The organism is Variovorax sp. IB41 (assembly GCF_016405905.1).
Lineage (GTDB): Bacteria > Pseudomonadota > Gammaproteobacteria > Burkholderiales > Burkholderiaceae_C > Variovorax.
In genome coordinates, this window is the sequence record NZ_JAEFCB010000003.1 from 339,064 (window position 1) to 354,917 (window position 15,854).

A 15,854-nucleotide genomic window follows, 5' to 3' on the forward strand; every position below is an offset into this window, starting at 1 on the left:
CACGGTGACGTGCGTTACATTTCTTGTTGAAGTGTGAACTTTTGTCACCGAATTCTGGAGACCCCGACCATGACCGTTCCCGAGCAGCGCGTGTTTGCCGCGCCGCCCACCACCAGCCGTCGCCGTGTGCTGACCGGGCTGGCCGCCACCGCCGCTACCGCCGCAACGGGTCTGGGCATGCCGGCCTTCGCGCAGGGCAAGCCGATCCGCATCGGGACCACCTTCGACAACAGCAGCGTCGAGAAGGCCAACGGGCAGGGGCTCTTCCAGGGTTCGAGCGCGTTCTTCAATGCGCTGAACAAGTCGGGCGGCCTTAATGGCACCAAGGTCGAGCTGGTCATGGCCGACGACACCTTCAAGCCCGAGGTGGCCAAGGCCAACGCGCTGGCTTTCGAGAAGGACAGCTCGGTGCTCGCGCTGCTGCACCCGCTGGGCACGCGCCAGACCTCCGAGGTGATGGACGCGGTGCCCGGCATGGCCGTCGTGGGCCCGATCACCGGCACCATCTCGCTGCGCAAGAAGACCTCGCCCAACACCTTCTGGGTGCGCGTGAACTACGACCAGGAGGTCGACAAGCTCGTGAGCACGGCGGCCGTGCTGGGCCAGAGCCGCATCGGCCTGGTGCATTCGAACGATCCGCTGGGCCAGTCGGTGCTGGCGGCGTTCAAGGCCTCGCTCGCGAAGGCGAAGCTGGAGCCGGCCGTCATCGCGACCACGCCCAACACCACCAGCATGGAAGTGGGCCCCGCGGCCGAAGCCATCGCCAAGGCCAAGCCGCAGGTCGTGATCATCGGCCTGGCCGGCACGGCGCCGGTCTTCATGAAGGCGCTGCGCGATGCCGGCGGCAACAGCTCGGCCTACGGCCTGTCGATCACGGCCAGCGCGCTGGCCGCCATGGGCGATCTCGCGCGTGGCCTCGGCTTCGTGATCGTGGTGCCCTCTCCGTACTCGACCAAGTTCGAGATCGTGCGCCGCTACCAGGCCGACATGGTGGCCAACGGCACCAAGGATTTCTCGCTCACGAGCCTGGAGGGCTACATCAACGCCGCCGTGCTCGCCGAGGGCCTGCGCCGCGCAGGCGGCTCGCCCACGCGCGCCTCGGTGATGGCGGGCCTGGCCAGCATCGAGAACTTCGACCTGGGCGGGCTGAAGATCAACTACGGCCGCACGAACCGCGAAGGCGGGCATTTCGTGGACGTGGCCGTGATCGGCAGCCGCGGGCAGATGCTGAGCTGACCTGGGTTCGTACCGCGAGCCGTGGCTCGCGGTAGCGTCCATCGGTACTCAGGCAGACGCCGGATCGTCTTCGGGAGGCGCGCACTTACAGTGCCGGCATGGTCCTCGACTTCTGCATTTCCTTCGGCTTGGCCGCCCCCGTGGTGCTGAGCGTCGTTCTCTATCAGGTCGGCCATCGCGCCGTCGCTCAGGGGCGCGTGGGCCCGGTGACTGCCAGCCTCGTCTACGGCCTGTGCGTGGCGGCGCTGCCGCTGGCCGTATGGTGGGGCGTCCACGCGCTCGCGGAGTTCTACATCGTGGGCGAGGGCACCTCGTTCTGGAAGTCCGTGTTGCAGATCGGGCTGGCCTTCCTCATGTACGCGTACCTGTGCATCTCGTGGGCCTTGAGCTTCGTGGCCGCGTGCCTGGCCGCATGGCGGTTCACGGTCTGCGCGAAGCGGTTGAAGCAGGAAGCCCTGGCCTGACGCCGGGCCCGCCGGTCAGCCCGCCACGTCCTCGGCGATTCCCACGCCCAGAAGCCCTTCGAGCAACCCCTTGTCGGCCGCGAGCCCCGCGCTCGGGCCGGCGTGCACCACGGTGCCGCGCTCCAGCACGATGGCCTGGTGCGTCATCTCCAGCGCGAGCACCGGGTGCTGCTCGACCACGATCGACGCCAGCCCTTCCGATTCGCAGAGCCGACGGATCGCTGCGGACAGCTCCTCCACGATGATCGGCGCGAGCCCCTCCATCGGCTCGTCGAGCAGCAGCAGCTTGGGATTGGTCATCAGCGCGCGGCCGATGGCCAGCATCTGCTGCTCGCCGCCCGAGAGCTGGTTGCCGTAGTTGCCGCGGCGCTCGCGCAGGCGCGGAAAGAAGTCGTAGACGCGCTTCAAGTTCCAGCCACCCAGCCGCGCGATCACCGTGAGGTTTTCTTCCACGGTGAGCGAGGGGAACACCTCGCGCTCCTGCGGCACCCAGCCCAGGCCCGCGCGCACGCGCTGGTGCGAGGGCCAGCGCGTGATGTCCGTGCCCTGCCAGCGAATGGCGCCCTGCATCACGCGCGTGTTGCCCATCAGCGTTTCGAGCAGCGTGGTCTTGCCCACGCCATTGCGCCCGAGGATCGCGAGGCTCTCGCCCTGCTGCAGCGAGAAGCCGAGGCGGTCGAGCACCACGGCATTGCCGTAGCCGGCGGTGACGTGGTCGAAAGCGAGCATTTCAGGCATGGTGATGCGAACTCCCCAGATAGACCTCGCGCACACGCGGGTCGGCGCCGATTTCCGCAGGCGTGCCCTCGGTGAGGATGCGCCCGCCCACCAGCACCGAGATGCGGCGCGAGAACCGGAACACGAGCTTCATGTCGTGCTCGATGAAGAGCACGCTGATGTCGTCGGGCAGCGCCGCGATGGCCTCGAAGAGCTCGCCGCTTTCGTCCTCGGGCACGCCGGCCGCGGGTTCGTCGAGCAGGAGGATGCGGGGCTTGGCCGCGAGCGCGAGCGCGATCTCCAGCAGCCGCTGCTTGCCATAGGCGAGCTCGGAGACAGGCACATCGGCCAGGCTGTCGAGCTTCAGCGTGCCGAGCAGCGCATGCGCCTCGTCGAACACCGCCGTGCAGCCCTTGAGCGGCCGCCACCAGGTGGCGCCCAGCCCTTCGCGCTCGCTGATCGCGAGCACCACCGACAGCAGCGGCGTAAGGCTCGGGAACAGCGTGTTGATCTGGAAGGTGCGCGCGAGACCCATGCGCGCGCGCTTGTCGCCCGCCAGGCGCGTGATGTCGCGATCGCCCATGTGGATCGAGCCGCTCGTGGGCTTGAACACGCCGGTGAGCAGGTTGATGAGCGTGGTCTTGCCCGCGCCGTTGGGGCCGATCAGCGCCTGCCGCGCGCCGGGCTCGAGCGAGAGATTCACTTCGCTCACCGCCTGGAAGGCGCCGAAGCGGATGCCGAGGTTTTGCGTGCGCAGGGTGTGGGTGGATGTCATCGCGCCTTCCCCGTCCGCACGAAGCGCGAGAGCGCGCCCATGATTCCGCCGCGCCCGAGCATCACCGCCGCGATCAGGAAGATGCCGAGCCAGAACATCCAGTACTGCGGGTTCATGTCCGCGAACCAGTCGTGCACCAGCATGTAGACGATGGCGCCGATCATCCCGCCGTACAGGCGCCCGGTGCCGCCGAGCACCAGGATGATCAGCACTTCGGCCGAGCGGTTGAAGCCGATCGATTCGATTCCGACGAACTGCGTGGTCTGCGCGAGCAGTGCGCCCGCCACGCCGGCCACCGCGGCCGAGAAGGCGTAGGCCATGCGAAGGCGCGCCTCCACCGGCGAGCCGATGGCCGTCATGCGCTTGCGGCTGTCGTGGATGCCGCGCAGCGCCAAGCCGAACGGCGAGCGCAGCACCAGCCGCACCAGGAGGAACATCGCGAGCACCACGACGAAGGCGTAGCCGAACGCGGTCTTGCCGTAGAGGTCGAAGTCGAAGAGGCCGAGCACCGGCGCGATCACCACGCCCTGCAGCCCGTCGGTGCCGCCGGTGATGCCCGAGAGCCGGTTGGCCAGCTCGTACAGCAGGACGCACACGCCGATAGTGATCATGAGCCGCGTGAGGTCGGCGCCGCGCACCACGAGGTAGCTGAGCACATAGCCGAGCAGGCCGCTCACGACCAGCGCGAACACGAGGCCGGTGAAGGGCTCGCTCCAGCCGTACTTCGCGAGCAGCCCCGCTGCATACGCGCCCGCGCCGAAGAAGGCGGCATGGCCCACGGTGAGGATGCCCGCGTAGCCGAGCGCCATGTCGAGCGACACGGCAAAGAGCCCGAAGATCATGATCTGGCTCATCAGCGTGAGCTTGTCGGGCAAGAGGAAGAAGCTGGACGCGAGCGCGAGCCAGAAGGCGACTTCGGCGATGCGCAGCTGCGCCGGAGAAACCGTGAGGGCTTTCATGCGAGCCCCTTCTTCGCGACGATGCCGTTCGGCCGCGCGAGCAGCATGACGATCATGAAGACGTAGATGAGAAAGGCGCCCGCCTCGGGCCAGTAGTACTTGCCCGCCACGTCGACGATGCCCACCAGCAGCGCCGCGATGAACGGCCCCGTGACGGTGCCCGCACCGCCCACGCACACCACCATCAGGAAGTAGACGAGGTACTTGAGCGGGAACGACGGCTCCAGCCCCAGCATGCCCAGGCTCAGCGCGCCGCCCAGGCCCGCGAGGCCGCAGCCCAGCGAGAAGGTGAGAAAGAAAAGGCGCTGCACGTGGATGCCGGTGCCGCTCGCCACGCGCTGGTTGTCCACCGCGGCGCGCACCATCGCGCCGTAGCGCGTCTTGCCCAGCACCAGCAGCAGCGCGGCCAGCACGGCCACGCCGCAAACGATCAGGAAGAGCCGGTAGCGGCCCACTTCGAGCCCGCCGATGGCGACCTGTCCGTCGAGCGCCGGAGGCAGCGTGAACGGCTGCATCGTCGGCCCGAAGAAGTAGGTGAACGCGGCGATCGACACGAACACCACGCCGATCGACAGCAGCACCTGGTCCAGCGGATGCGCGCGGTAAAGCCGCCGGTAGAACACGAACTCCAGCACCGCGCCCACCAGCGCCGCGGACACGAAGGCGGCCGCGAGCGAGAGCCCGAAGCCCAGCCCCCAGTGGTTCATCAGCAGGCTCGCCGCATAGCCGCCCACCATCGCGAAACTGCCGTGCGCGAGGTTGACGAAGTTCATCAACCCCATCGTGATGGACAGGCCCACGCCGATGAGAAACAGGAGCATGCCGTAGGCCACCCCGTCGAAGATCACGATGCCCATGGGCCTCCTGTGTTGCTGCGCTGCCTTGCGGGCGTGCTTAGTTGGAGCTTTCCTTGGCCGGGTCCTTCACGCGGTCGAACTTGTCGAACTCCACGTTCACCAGCTGGCCGTTCACGCGCTCGGTCTTGCGGATGTAGACGGTCTGCACGATGTCGCGCGTGAGCGGATCGACCTCGATCGGGCCGCGCGGGCTCTCGAAGCGCAGGCCGCGCAGCGCGTCCATGAACTTGTCGCCGCTCGCGTCGCCCTTGGTCTTTTGCAGCGTGAGGTCGATGGCGGCCATGGCGTCGTAGGCGGTCACGGCGAAGTAGCTGGGGCGCAGCTTGGTGCCGTTGTCGGCGGCGAAGTCCTTCACGAACTTCTGGTTCTTCGGGGAGTTGTGGGCGAACGAGTAGTGGTGGCTGGTGACCAGGCCCAGCGCCACGTCGCCGGTGGCATCGAGGTAGCTGTCGTCGGTGGCTTCACCCGTGGCGTAGAGCTTGATGCCGGCCTGCTCCATGCCGCGCTCCTTCCAGACCTTCAGGAACGCCGGCGGCATCACGCCCGAGGGGAAGAAGAAGAACACGGCCTGGGGCTTGGCGTCCTTGATGCGCTGCACGTAGGCCGAGAAGTCGGGGTTGTTCATCGGCGTGCGCACCTCGCCCGAGACCTTGCCGCCGCCGGCGGTGAAGGTCTTCTTGAAGGCGGTTTCGGCATCCACGCCCGAGGCGTAGTCGGCGACCACGGTGTAGGCGTCCTTCACGCCTTCCTTGAGCATGAAGCGCGCCATCGGGTCGGTGACCTGCTGCACGGTGAACGACAGGCGCGCCACGTAGGGTGAGCTGTTGGTGATGGCCGAGGAGGCCGCGTTCATCACGATGGTCGGGATCTTGGCCTGCGTGGCGATGGCGCCCACGGCGTAGGCGTTGGGGCTGAAGTCCAGGCCGGTGAGGATGCTCACCTTGTCGCGCACGATCAGCTCCTGCGCGATGCGCTTGGCGGCATCGGGCGCGGGGCCGGCGGTGTCTTTCTTGACGATCTCGACGGTGCGCCCGCCCACCTTGCCGCCGTGCTCCTTCAGGTACAGCGCGATGCCCGCGTCGAACTGGCGGCCGTAGTCGGCGTAGGGGCCGGAGTAGGTGGCAATGAGGCCGATGCGCAGCGGCTCGTCGGCAGCGTGCGCGGCCACGGTGCCCAGCATGCCGAAGCCGGCGAGCAGGAGGGTCGAGAGAACGGTTCTCTTCGTCATCGTCGTCATGGAAAAACGCCTTTCAGGTGGAATGGATTCAAAGCGGGCGAGTGTGCGTCAGACCTGTGTCTCTGGAATGCGCACCCTCAGGCCATCGAGGGCTGCTGTCACGTTGAGCTGGCAGCTCAGACGCGAGGTGGGCTGGCGCTGGGACGCGACGACTTCGAGCAGCGCGCTCTCCATGTCGTCGGGCGGCGGCAGCAGGGCGGCGAAGGCGTCGTCCACGTAGACGTGGCAGGTGGCGCAGGAGCAGCAGCCGCCGCACTCGGCATCGATGCCGCGCACGTTGCCGCGGATGGCGGTCTCCATGACGCTGGCGCCGACCTTGGCGTCGACCGCGCGCGTGGTGCCGTCCTTGAGGATGTAGTGGATCGTGGGCATGTCGAGGGAACAGTTCAGAACATGTCGAAGTACTCGCGGTGTTCCCACTCCGAGACTTCGAGGTTGAAGCGGGCGATTTCCGCTTCCTTGATGTGGCAGAGGTAGTCGATGAAGACCTTGCCCATCTGGGTGTTGAGCATTTCGTCCTTGCGAAGGCAGGCGAGGGCGTCGCTCAACGAGCGCGGGAGGTGCTCTGCCGGCGTTTCATAAGGCGCATCGGCCGAGGGACCGGGGTCGATGCGATTGCGTATGCCGTCGAGCCCCGAGAACAGCTGCGACGCGAGGTACAGGTACGGATTGGCCGTCGGCTCGCCCACGCGGTTCTCGATGCGCGAGGCGCTCTGGCCCACGCCGCCGAGCACGCGCAGCATCGCGCCGCGGTTGTCGCGCGCCCAGATCGCGCGGTCGGGCGCGAGCGAGAACGGGCGGTAGCGCCGGTAGCCGTTGATCGTGGGGCTCGCGAGCGCCGCCGCGCCGCAGGCGTGCGCCTTCAGGCCGCCGAGGTAATGCATGCCGATCTCGCTCAGGTCCTGGCCTTCGGCCTCGGGCATGAAGGCGTTGACGCCATCGCTCTTGCGGCGCAGCGACTGGTGCAGGTGCCAGCCGCTGGACATCACGTTCGGAATCTTCGGCCGGCACATGAACGTCGCGTGCAGCCCGTTGCGCTGGCAGATCTGCTTGATGGCGCTGCGCAGCAGCACCATGGTGTCGGCGGGCATCGTGCCGGCCGTGGGGCCGAAGGTCAGCTCGAACTGGCTCGGGCCGAATTCGATTTCGAGCGAGCGCAGCGGCAGGCCCAGCGCGATGAGGTTCGAGCGCAGCAACTCCATCAGCCCGTCGACGCGGTCGTAGCGCAGCTCGGTGAGGTACTGGTGGCCGTGCGAGAGCAGCGACACGCGCGGCGGCTCGCCGGGCTGGCCCGAATCGGCCAGGCCCATGCGCGCGTCGTCCAGCTTGAAGACATGGAACTCCACCTCGAGGCCGGCGATGAAGTCCAGCCCCAGCTCGTCCAGCTGCCGCACCGCGCGCTGCAGGATCTGCCGCGTCGCGAAGGGGCAGGGCTTGCCGTCGGCCATATAGGCGTCGCACAGGATCCAGCCGGTGCGCGGGGCCCAGGGCAGCACCTTGAAGGTGGCGGGGTCGGCCACGATGGTGAAGTCCGCGCCGCCCTGCAGGCCCTCGATAGCGAAGCCGCCGTTGGTGGTGAAGACCGGGAACACGGTCTTGTGCGAGGTGTCCTTGGCCAGCAGCGTGGAGGTGAGGTTCACGCCCTCCCACAGCGCCGAGCGCGCCTCGGTGGCGACCAGCGTCTTGCCGCGCAGGATGCCGTGCTGGTCGGGCCAGGCGAAGCGCACGAGATCGACCTCGCCGCTGTCGATGCGGCGCACGAGCTCGCGCGCCTGTGCATGCTGGTCGTCGGACCAGAGACCGAAGCGGTCGACGAAGGTGTTGGCGTTCATCGCGTGTGCGCTCAGGCTGCGAGCCGTGCGGAGGCCCAGTCGGACTTCAGGCGCCGCGCGCGGTCGGCCTCCTGCCAATAGGTCTCGGTGGCCGCTTCGTCGACGACGTGGCCGATGCCGTCGATGGAGGGCGGACCGGTCATCGTGCGCGCTTGCGCAGCGTCGATCAGCATGGGTGCGGTCTCGCCGGCCAGCGTGGCCTCGATGGCTTTCACCAGCACGCGGCGGTAGGCAATGATTCCCTTGTCGGTGCTGCCCAGGTGCTCGCGCGTGCGGTCCTGGATGGCGCCCTGCGATTCCACCGCCCACTGGTCGTGCACGTTGATGTCGTCGCCCATGCCGGTGTAGGTTTCAGTGAGCTGCTCGTCGATGCTGTAGCCGTAGTTGTTGCGCTTGTTCTTGCGCGAGGTGTAGTCGGGCAGCTCGTAGAGCTTCAGGCGCTGGTCGCGCATCTGCTCCTTGTCGACCGGGCCGGTGAAGCTGGTGAAGATCGCGAACCAGTAGCAGTGCGTGTCGTCCACCGGCACGTGCCACTGCGAGATGGTCATCTCCGCGCTCATCGGGATCACGAAGGCCTGCGGGAACACCACGTTGGTCACGCGCACGTGCGCCGTTTCCTCGGAAAGCTTGCGCAGTGCCTTCAGACGAAAGCCGTAGTCGGTGGGCTCCACGCTGATCTCGGGCCGGTCGTACTCGCGCAGCACCTTGGTGATCGGCATGTCGGAGTCGGCCGAGGCGCCGCGGAACTGCTTGCCGTAGCTCTCGGAGGTGTCCGCGTCCTCGAAGAAGCGGTGCAGGTACGAGGCGTGCGCGGGGTCGATGCCCACCTCCAACGCCTGCAGCCAGTTGCATTCGAACAGGCCCTTGAACGCGAAGGTGTGGGTGTCGGGGGCGACGAAGCAGTCGAAATCGGGGAACGCGGGCGGCTCGCCCTCGCCGATGTACGCGAAGACCACGCCGGCCTTCTCGACCACCGGATAGGCCGACTGCTTGATGCGGCTGCACAGCTTGCTGGTGGCGGGCTCGGCGGGGGTCTCCAGGCAATTGCCCTTGGCGTCGAACAGCCAGCCGTGGAAGGCGCAGCGGATGCCGCCGTTCTCCAGCCGGCCGAAGGCGAGGTCGGCGCCACGGTGCGGGCAGTCGCGGTCGAGCATGCCCAGCTGGCCGCTCTCGTCACGGAACAGGACGAAGTCCTGGCCCATGAGCTTCACGGGCTTGACCGGGCGCGGGCCCGCCAGTTCGTCGGCCAGGGCCACCGGCTGCCAGTAGCGGCGCAGCAGCTTGCCGGCGGGGGCGTCGCGTCCGACGCGGGTGATGAAATCATTTTGCTCGGCGCTGATCATCGTGCGGGCTCCATCGTGGGTGCTTCGGAAAGAGGCTGCAATTCATTGCATGCAACTGTATGCATTGTCTTGGTGATCCTCGATGCGGGTCAAACTTTCATCTGCGATTTCGCCCTGTTTCGGGGCTTTATGCGCCCAATATCAGGGTTAACTCTGAGTGTGGCGTGTGTTTTTGACACATGTTGTGCAGAAGTGCATGCAACAACCGAGCCAAGGCAAATATGCTGCGTGCAATGGCGGCCTCGTCTCCTAGAATCCGCTCATTCCCGCTCCCGGCCTCCCGATGGACTCTCAACAATCCCGCGTGCTCGTGCAACTGCGCGACATGATCCTCAAGGGCGAATTCGTGCCCGGAGAGCGGCTGGCCGAGATCCCGCTCGCCGAAAAGCTCGAAGCCTCGCGCACCCCGGTGCGCCTGGCGCTCGCGAGCCTGGAGCACGAAGGCCTCATCGAGCAATCGCCCAGCGGCGGCTACCAGATGCGCCGCTTTACCTCGCAGGAGGTGGCCGACGCCATCCGCGTGCGCGGCGTGATCGAAGGCTTCGCCGCGCGCCTGCTGGCCGAGGACGGCGCGCCGCGCCAGCTGCTGCGCGACCTGAAGGACTGCCTGGACGCCGGCGACCGGGCGGTCAACAAGCCCACCATGGAAATCGACGACTACGCGGCCTACGTCGAGATGAACGACCGCTTCCACAAGCTGATCGTCGAGGGCTGCGGCAACCTCGCGCTCAAGCGGGTGATGGACATGCTCGGCGGCCAGCCCTTCGCCGCGCCGAGCGCGATGCTGCCGATGCAGTCGTCGATGGAAGAGGGCCAGCAGTGGATGCGCCAGGCGCACCGCACGCACCACGCGATGGTGCAGGCCATCGAGCGCGGGCAGGGTTCGCGCGCGCAGGCGCTGGGGGAGGAGCACGTGGAGATCGCGCGCATGAACCTCGATTACGCGCTGGAGCGGCCCGAACTCGCGGCCGAATTGATGCCGGGCATCAAGCTGGTTTCCAAAGGGCGCAACGCCTGAGCGGAACTGGCCGGTCTGCAAAGAAGACTGACCGGTATTTCGGCACTCGCACCGTCTGGCCGGCGACGGCCAAGACTAGAATTTCCGCATGACCACCGCTACCGCCCCCGCCAAGCCCTCGTTCAAGGAACAGATGCTGCAGGCCCGCGAAGAGGCCATCGTGCAAACGGCGAACCGCCTGCTGGCCGAAAAGGGCTTCGAATCGATGACGGTCGACGAGGTGGCCGCCTCCGTCGGCATCGCCAAGGCCAGCCTCTACAAGCACTTTCCCAGCAAGGAAGACCTCGCCGCCGCCGCGATGGTGCGCCTGATGCAGCGCACGCAGGACTTCCTGATGTCGGTGCCCGGCGACGAGAAGCCCATCGACAAGCTGCGCGTGGTGGTGCGCTGGGCAATGGAGGCGCAGCTGGCCGGCGAAATGCCCTCGCTGCCGCACCAGAACTCCACCTTGCGCGCCGCGCTGATGAACAACCGCGGTTATCTCGACCGGCTGGTTGCGATCAGCGACAAGCTCGGCGGCTGGATCCAGGCCGCGCAGGCCGATGGCACGCTGAACCCGAAGCTGCCGGCGATTGCGGTGCTCTACACGCTGTTCGCGCGCGCCTGCGATCCGGTGCTCGGTTTCCTCAAGGCGGGCGGCCTGCAGAGCGACGCGCAGATCGTCGAGCTCGTGCTCGGTACCTGTTTCGACGGCTTGGCTTCGCGCTGAATACCCTGCTGAACGCGCCGAGCGCGTTTCTTCAGCTGTTCAGGCTGCGCCGCGGCGTCACCACCGCTTCTACCGCCGCGCCGACCGCCAGCAGCCGGTGGTCGGTGTTGCCGATGCCGGCCACCATCAGCCCGACCGGCGCGGCGCCCGCGTCGTGGCAGGGCACCGAGAGCGCACAGCCGTCGAACAGGTTCACCACCGAGGGGTTGCGCAGCATGCGGCCGTTGATGCGGTAGTAGGTGTCGTCGTCCTTGAGCACCTCGGCGATCGGCGGGGCGATGTCGGGTGTGGTGGGCATCAGCATCGCGTCGTAGCCAGCAGCGGCGGCGTTGATCGAGCGGATGAACTGGCGGCGCAGCGCTTGCAGCTGCAGGTAGTCGGGCGCGGTGATCGTCTCGCCGGTCTTGATGCGCGCGAGCACGCGTGGGTCGTATTTGGCGGCGCCCGTCTTGATGAATTCGCGGTGCCAGGCGTAAGCCTCCGAGGCGGTGATCATGCCGCGCGGGTTGATGGTCGGCGCCTTGGCGAACTCGGTCATGGGCAGTTCGGTCACCGTGGCGCCCGCGGCCGAGAGCCTGGACAACGCCGACGCAAAGGCCGCGGCGACGGGCGGCGAGAGGTCGTCCTGGAAGAAAGTCTTGGGCACCGCGAAGCGCAGGCCGCGCAGCGAGACCACCTTGGGCGTGCGCGGCAGTTCGCCGGCCAGCACTGCGTCGAGCAGGGCGCAGTCTTCCACCGTCCACGCCATCGGCCCGGCCGAGTCGAAGGAGGTCGACAGCGGCATCACGCCATCGAGCGGAATGCGGCGCTGCGTGGGCTTGAAGCCCACCAGCCCGTTGAGCGCCGCGGGAATGCGCAGCGACCCGCCGGTGTCGGTGCCGATGGCGCCGGCCGCCATGCCGTCGGTCACCGAGATGGCGCCGCCCGAGGTCGAGCCGCCGGGGATGCGGCCGGTCGCGCGGTCGAAGACGTTCTTCGGCGTGCCGTAGTTCGGGTTGATGCCCAGGCCCGTGTAGGCGAACTCGACCGTGTTGGTGCGCCCGATGACGATCGCGCCGGCGCGCCGCAGCCGCTCGACCACGATCGCATCGCGCTGCGCGGGCGGCTGGCCGAGCAGCACCACCGAACCGCCGAGCGTGGTGACGCCGGTTTCGTCGAACAGGTCCTTGAGTGAGATCGGGATGCCGGAAATCGGCGAGGCGGACTCGCGGCCGCTCTTGCGTTCGGCGTCCAGGCGCGCCGCGGTGCTGCGCGCCGACGCGGCGTGCACCTGGATGAAGGTGCGCGCGCCCTCGCCCGCGGGGTTCTGGATGGCGGCCAGCGCTTCTTCGACCAGCTGGCTGCTGCTGAGCGATCCGGCCGCGAGGCGGCGCGACATCTCGGCCATCGAGAACTGGCCCATGGCCTTGCCCGGAGCCTCGGGCGCCTGGGCCAGCGCTTTCGGCAGCACCGACAGCATGCCGACCGCCGCCGCGGCGCCGGCCGAGTGTTGAAGAAAGGTGCGACGTTGTTGTTGCTGTGCCATGGCTCTCTCCGGGGTGGACTCGAGCCAGTCTACACAGCGCCCGCGGCAGGCGCGTAGCCGGCCGTTACGGCGGGGGAAGGGGAGGATGGGGGTCAGCGCACGTCGATCAGCAGGTCGGGGCGATAGCCCTCCTGCTCGCCGTTGCGCTTGTAGCCCAGCGGGTTGGCCACCACGCGGCAACCGTCCTTCACATAGTCGAAGGCGCAGTGCAGGTGGCCGTGCAGCCAGAGCTGGGCAGATGGCAGCAGTTCGTCGAGGGAATTGCAGAAGCCGGCGGTGCCGGGCGTCAGGCCGTAGCGCGGATCGGCGCTCGCCAGGGTCGGCGCGAAATGCGTGATCGCGACCGTCGTGCCGTCGAACGGCACGGCCAGCGCATCACGCAGCCACGCCTGGCACACCAGCGCCTGCTCGCGCAGCGAGCCGGACAGGAAGAGCTCACCGTGGCGCCGGGTGGCCATCTTCTCCAGGTAGAAATCGGCGGCGCGCATTGCCTTGCCGCGCTTCTTGAGCGCCTCGGCCAGGCCGTCGGTGGGTTCGACCAGCGCGTCGAAATCGGCCCAGAGGGTGGTGCCGATGAAGCGGATGCCGTCGATGACGAGGGTTTCGCGCTCCAGCCACTGGATGTCGAGCTCGGCGCACTGGGCGCGCAACCGCTCGTGCGTCTCGTCGAAGTCGGCGCTGTCGTATTCGTGGTTGCCCGGCACGTAGACCACCGGCACCGGCCAGCCGTTGCGGGGCGAGAAACGTCCGAGGCCGAAATCGGTGTCCTCGAGGCGGGAGCCTTCCTGGTAGGAGCCGATGTCGCCCGCCAGGATCAGCAGGTCGGCCCCCGGGATCGGCTCGGCATGGAAGCGGGGGTGGGACTCCAGGTGCAGGTCGGAGAGCAGTTGCAACTTCATCGTCGGGCCAGTCTAGGTGAATCGCCCCATGCATGAAGCGCATAAGGTCAAGCTTGTTTTCCTAGGGATAACCCTTAATCTTGGTACATCAACCACTCAGAGCACGGCCACAAGCCGCGCAACACCATGTTCAGCCTCCTCGCCCAAGTGGCCCGTTTCTTCCGTTCCTCCAGCAACAGCGCCCCGGCCAGCCACGCCGCCGCGCTGATGGAAAGCGCCGACGTTCGCGCCGGCCGCGGTGCGCACCACGCGCAGGAACTGCGCGCAGCCGCATCCGCCTGGCTCAGCGTCATTCGCTGAGCAACGCCCGCTTGGTCAGTCGGGCACCTTCTGCCCGAGGATCGAGCCCGCGAAGGCTGCCGCGGCCGACCGCAACAGTGCGGCCCGCAGCCACTCATGCGCATGCCCGTGTTGGGCGCGCCGGTGCCAGATGGCATCCACATGCACCGGCGGCTGGTCGAAGGGCAGGTCGCGCAGCACCAGCTGGTCGTCGATGCCCGTCACGGTCACGAAGTGACGCGGCAGCACGGTCAGAAGGTCTGAATTTGCGACCACCCGGCCCGCCGTGAAGAACTGGTTCACCGTCACCACGATGCGCCGCTCGCGCCCCATGGCGCCCAGCGTCTGGTCGATGAAGCCGTAGGGCCGCCCCGAAAAACTCACCAGCAGGTGCCGCGCGGCGCAGTAGTCGTCCAGCGTGAGCGGCGCGTTCGCGAGCGGATGGCCGCGGCGCATCACGCACACGTACTGGCCCAGGTAGAGCCGCTGGGTCTCGAACGGCACCCCCACCCCCGATTGCCCCCGCGCCGCCAGGCTGGCGATCACGGCCGGGAAGTAGCCGATCGCCATGTCGACCTCTTCGTTCTCCAGCATCCGGCGCGGGTCGCGCGTGGTCAGCGGGAGCACGCGCAGGGAAATGGCGGGGGCTTCCTTTTCGGCAATCTGCACCAGGCCGGGGATCAGTTCCGCCGCGGTGGCGTCGGCCATGGCCAGCAGGAAGGTGGTGTCGGCGGTCGCCGCATCGAACTCGCCGGGCGCCAATGTGTGCTGCAGCTGGCGCAGTGCGTCGCGTACGGTCGGCCAGAGCGCCAAGGCCCGCGGCGTGGGTTCGACGCCGGCACCGGCGCGGCGGACCAGCTCGTCCCCCAGCACCTCACGCAGGCGCCGCAGCGCGTTGCTCACGGCGGGCTGGGTAATAGAGAGGTTGCGGGCTGCGCGCGTGAGGTTGCGCTCCGCCATCACCTCGTCGAAGACGCGAAGCAGGTTGAGGTCGAGCGTGCGAAAGTTGACGTCCATCAGCGTTGTGAATGATAAACATCAGAAAGATAAAGTGGCAAAGCATTAGGGTAACCCCTAATATCACGGCATCGGCACTCGTTGCCATTCATCCCCGGAGGGATCGCACCATGACCAGCTTTGTCCACGTTGACCAACCCACTGTCCACCCCGGCGTCCGTCGCGCCGAAGTTCTTTTCGAGCAGATCCAGGCCGCACGCGCCGGCACCGAAGGCGCCCGTCCGCTGATCGCCCTGTTCATCGTTGCCATCGCGGCTGCGGTGCTGGTGGTTGCCGACACGCTCGTGTCCAACTGGAACGAAGGCGCACTGCTCGCCGCATGGACCATCTTCTGCCTCGCAGCGATCGCCCTGTTTGCGCTGTTCGCCAGTTCGGTGCGCAAGAGCAGCATCGCCGGCCTCTGGCAAGCCGCTGCCGAACGCCGCGCCGCAGCCCGCGCCGACGCCCGCTTCATGGAAACCGCCAAGAACGACCCGCGCGTGATGCAGGAACTGCAAGCCGCCGTGTGGCGCCAGCAATCGGAAGGCACCGTGCCTGCCGCTGCAGTCGCCAAGATCGACGCACTGGCCCGCATGAGCACCCGTTCGCAGGAAGCACGCATGCCGACACTCTATGAAGCAATGCGCCGCATGAACAGCTCGCGCTATTACTAAGCTGAGCTGAAGCTCACTAGAGATATGGAGCCGCCTTCGGGCGGCTTTTTCATGCCTGGGCGAATCTCTTCAGCTAGGGCGCGCTTCTGTATCTCCTATTAGTAGAGCGGCGCGACCCCGCTGTCTTGGATAGGCGGATGTGCAGGCACTCCTGGTGCTCATGAACAAAGTGTCATGGAGCTAGCGTAAACCCGAAATGTCGATGTATACTCGTGGGCTCGGCTGATGACGCTCTTGCAGCGATTCAGTGGTTGCCCTGAAAGGGGTGGTTACTGAAGAGTTGGTCGAAAAAAGATTCTTCGAAGTTTGACTGGATTGCAAAAAACAGTGCATA

17 protein-coding genes are annotated in these 15,854 nt (G+C 67.3%); 6 read left to right on the top strand and 11 right to left on the bottom strand.

What is annotated here, in order from left to right; genetic code table 11:
- Positions 1 to 69: 69 nt before the first annotated feature.
- Positions 70 to 1,236 carry an ABC transporter substrate-binding protein gene (locus JC881_RS10270; protein WP_198785603.1) on the top strand — a complete coding sequence of 389 codons (1,167 nt, stop codon included), beginning with the start codon at positions 70 to 72 and terminating at the stop codon, positions 1,234 to 1,236.
- A 98-nt stretch (positions 1,237 to 1,334) separates the two neighbouring features.
- Positions 1,335 to 1,700 (top strand): hypothetical protein, encoded by a 366-nt coding sequence (locus JC881_RS10275; protein ID WP_198785604.1) that lies wholly within the window; start codon positions 1,335 to 1,337, stop codon positions 1,698 to 1,700.
- A 15-nt stretch (positions 1,701 to 1,715) separates the two neighbouring features.
- Here JC881_RS10275 and JC881_RS10280 read toward each other — a convergent pair whose 3' ends face one another.
- The 8 genes from JC881_RS10280 to JC881_RS10315 are packed head-to-tail and all read right to left on the bottom strand — an operon-like array spanning position 1,716 to position 9,420.
- Complete coding sequence (locus JC881_RS10280; RefSeq protein ID WP_198785605.1) at positions 1,716 to 2,438, bottom strand: ABC transporter ATP-binding protein; 723 nt, start codon at positions 2,436 to 2,438, stop codon at positions 1,716 to 1,718.
- Positions 2,431 to 3,192 carry an ABC transporter ATP-binding protein gene (locus JC881_RS10285; protein ID WP_198785606.1) on the bottom strand — a complete coding sequence of 254 codons (762 nt, stop codon included), beginning with the start codon at positions 3,190 to 3,192 and terminating at the stop codon, positions 2,431 to 2,433. Before JC881_RS10285 ends, JC881_RS10280 begins: the two co-directional genes overlap by 8 nt.
- Positions 3,189 to 4,151, bottom strand: coding sequence for a branched-chain amino acid ABC transporter permease (locus tag JC881_RS10290; protein WP_198785607.1), 963 nt, complete (start codon positions 4,149 to 4,151; stop codon positions 3,189 to 3,191). Before JC881_RS10290 ends, JC881_RS10285 begins: the two co-directional genes overlap by 4 nt.
- Entirely contained in the window at positions 4,148 to 5,008 is an 861-nt protein-coding gene (locus JC881_RS10295; RefSeq protein WP_198785608.1) for a branched-chain amino acid ABC transporter permease, read from the bottom strand. Before JC881_RS10295 ends, JC881_RS10290 begins: the two co-directional genes overlap by 4 nt.
- Positions 5,009 to 5,045: 37 nt before the next feature.
- Positions 5,046 to 6,245, bottom strand: coding sequence for an ABC transporter substrate-binding protein (locus tag JC881_RS10300; protein ID WP_198785609.1), 1,200 nt, complete (start codon positions 6,243 to 6,245; stop codon positions 5,046 to 5,048).
- Between the two features lie 48 nt (positions 6,246 to 6,293).
- Positions 6,294 to 6,617 (bottom strand): 2Fe-2S iron-sulfur cluster-binding protein, encoded by a 324-nt coding sequence (locus JC881_RS10305; protein ID WP_198785610.1) that lies wholly within the window; start codon positions 6,615 to 6,617, stop codon positions 6,294 to 6,296.
- A gap of 14 nt (positions 6,618 to 6,631) precedes the next feature.
- On the bottom strand, positions 6,632 to 8,077 hold the full coding sequence (locus JC881_RS10310; protein WP_198785611.1) for a glutamine synthetase family protein: 1,446 nt from the start codon (positions 8,075 to 8,077) through the stop codon (positions 6,632 to 6,634).
- 11 nt (positions 8,078 to 8,088) lie between these two features.
- Positions 8,089 to 9,420 (bottom strand): aromatic ring-hydroxylating dioxygenase subunit alpha, encoded by a 1,332-nt coding sequence (locus tag JC881_RS10315; protein ID WP_198785612.1) that lies wholly within the window; start codon positions 9,418 to 9,420, stop codon positions 8,089 to 8,091.
- 283 nt (positions 9,421 to 9,703) lie between these two features.
- On the opposite strand from JC881_RS10315, the gene JC881_RS10320 reads away from it, so the two are divergent.
- Both JC881_RS10320 and JC881_RS10325 read left to right on the top strand, forming a co-directional pair.
- Complete coding sequence (locus JC881_RS10320; protein WP_198785613.1) at positions 9,704 to 10,438, top strand: GntR family transcriptional regulator; 735 nt, start codon at positions 9,704 to 9,706, stop codon at positions 10,436 to 10,438.
- Between the two features lie 88 nt (positions 10,439 to 10,526).
- Positions 10,527 to 11,147, top strand: a complete 621-nt coding sequence (locus JC881_RS10325; RefSeq protein ID WP_198785614.1) for a TetR/AcrR family transcriptional regulator — start codon at positions 10,527 to 10,529, stop codon at positions 11,145 to 11,147.
- A 31-nt stretch (positions 11,148 to 11,178) separates the two neighbouring features.
- On the opposite strand, the gene JC881_RS10330 is transcribed toward JC881_RS10325, so the two are convergent.
- Positions 11,179 to 12,549 carry an amidase gene (locus tag JC881_RS10330; RefSeq protein ID WP_443083339.1) on the bottom strand — a complete coding sequence of 457 codons (1,371 nt, stop codon included), beginning with the start codon at positions 12,547 to 12,549 and terminating at the stop codon, positions 11,179 to 11,181.
- Positions 12,550 to 12,764: 215 nt separating this feature from the next.
- A complete protein-coding gene (locus JC881_RS10335) occupies positions 12,765 to 13,571 on the bottom strand; it encodes a metallophosphoesterase (protein WP_198785616.1) in 807 nt (268 codons plus the stop codon).
- A gap of 126 nt (positions 13,572 to 13,697) precedes the next feature.
- Here JC881_RS10335 and JC881_RS10340 point away from each other — a divergent pair, with 126 nt between their 5' ends.
- Positions 13,698 to 13,871, top strand: coding sequence for a hypothetical protein (locus JC881_RS10340; protein ID WP_198785617.1), 174 nt, complete (start codon positions 13,698 to 13,700; stop codon positions 13,869 to 13,871).
- A 15-nt stretch (positions 13,872 to 13,886) separates the two neighbouring features.
- Here the strand turns inward: JC881_RS10340 and JC881_RS10345 are convergent, their stop codons facing one another.
- Positions 13,887 to 14,867 (bottom strand): LysR family transcriptional regulator, encoded by a 981-nt coding sequence (locus tag JC881_RS10345; RefSeq protein ID WP_198785618.1) that lies wholly within the window; start codon positions 14,865 to 14,867, stop codon positions 13,887 to 13,889.
- A 110-nt stretch (positions 14,868 to 14,977) separates the two neighbouring features.
- Between JC881_RS10345 and JC881_RS10350 the strand changes: the two genes are divergently transcribed.
- Positions 14,978 to 15,520 carry a hypothetical protein gene (locus JC881_RS10350; protein WP_198785619.1) on the top strand — a complete coding sequence of 181 codons (543 nt, stop codon included), beginning with the start codon at positions 14,978 to 14,980 and terminating at the stop codon, positions 15,518 to 15,520.
- The last annotated feature ends 334 nt before the right edge of the window (positions 15,521 to 15,854 follow it).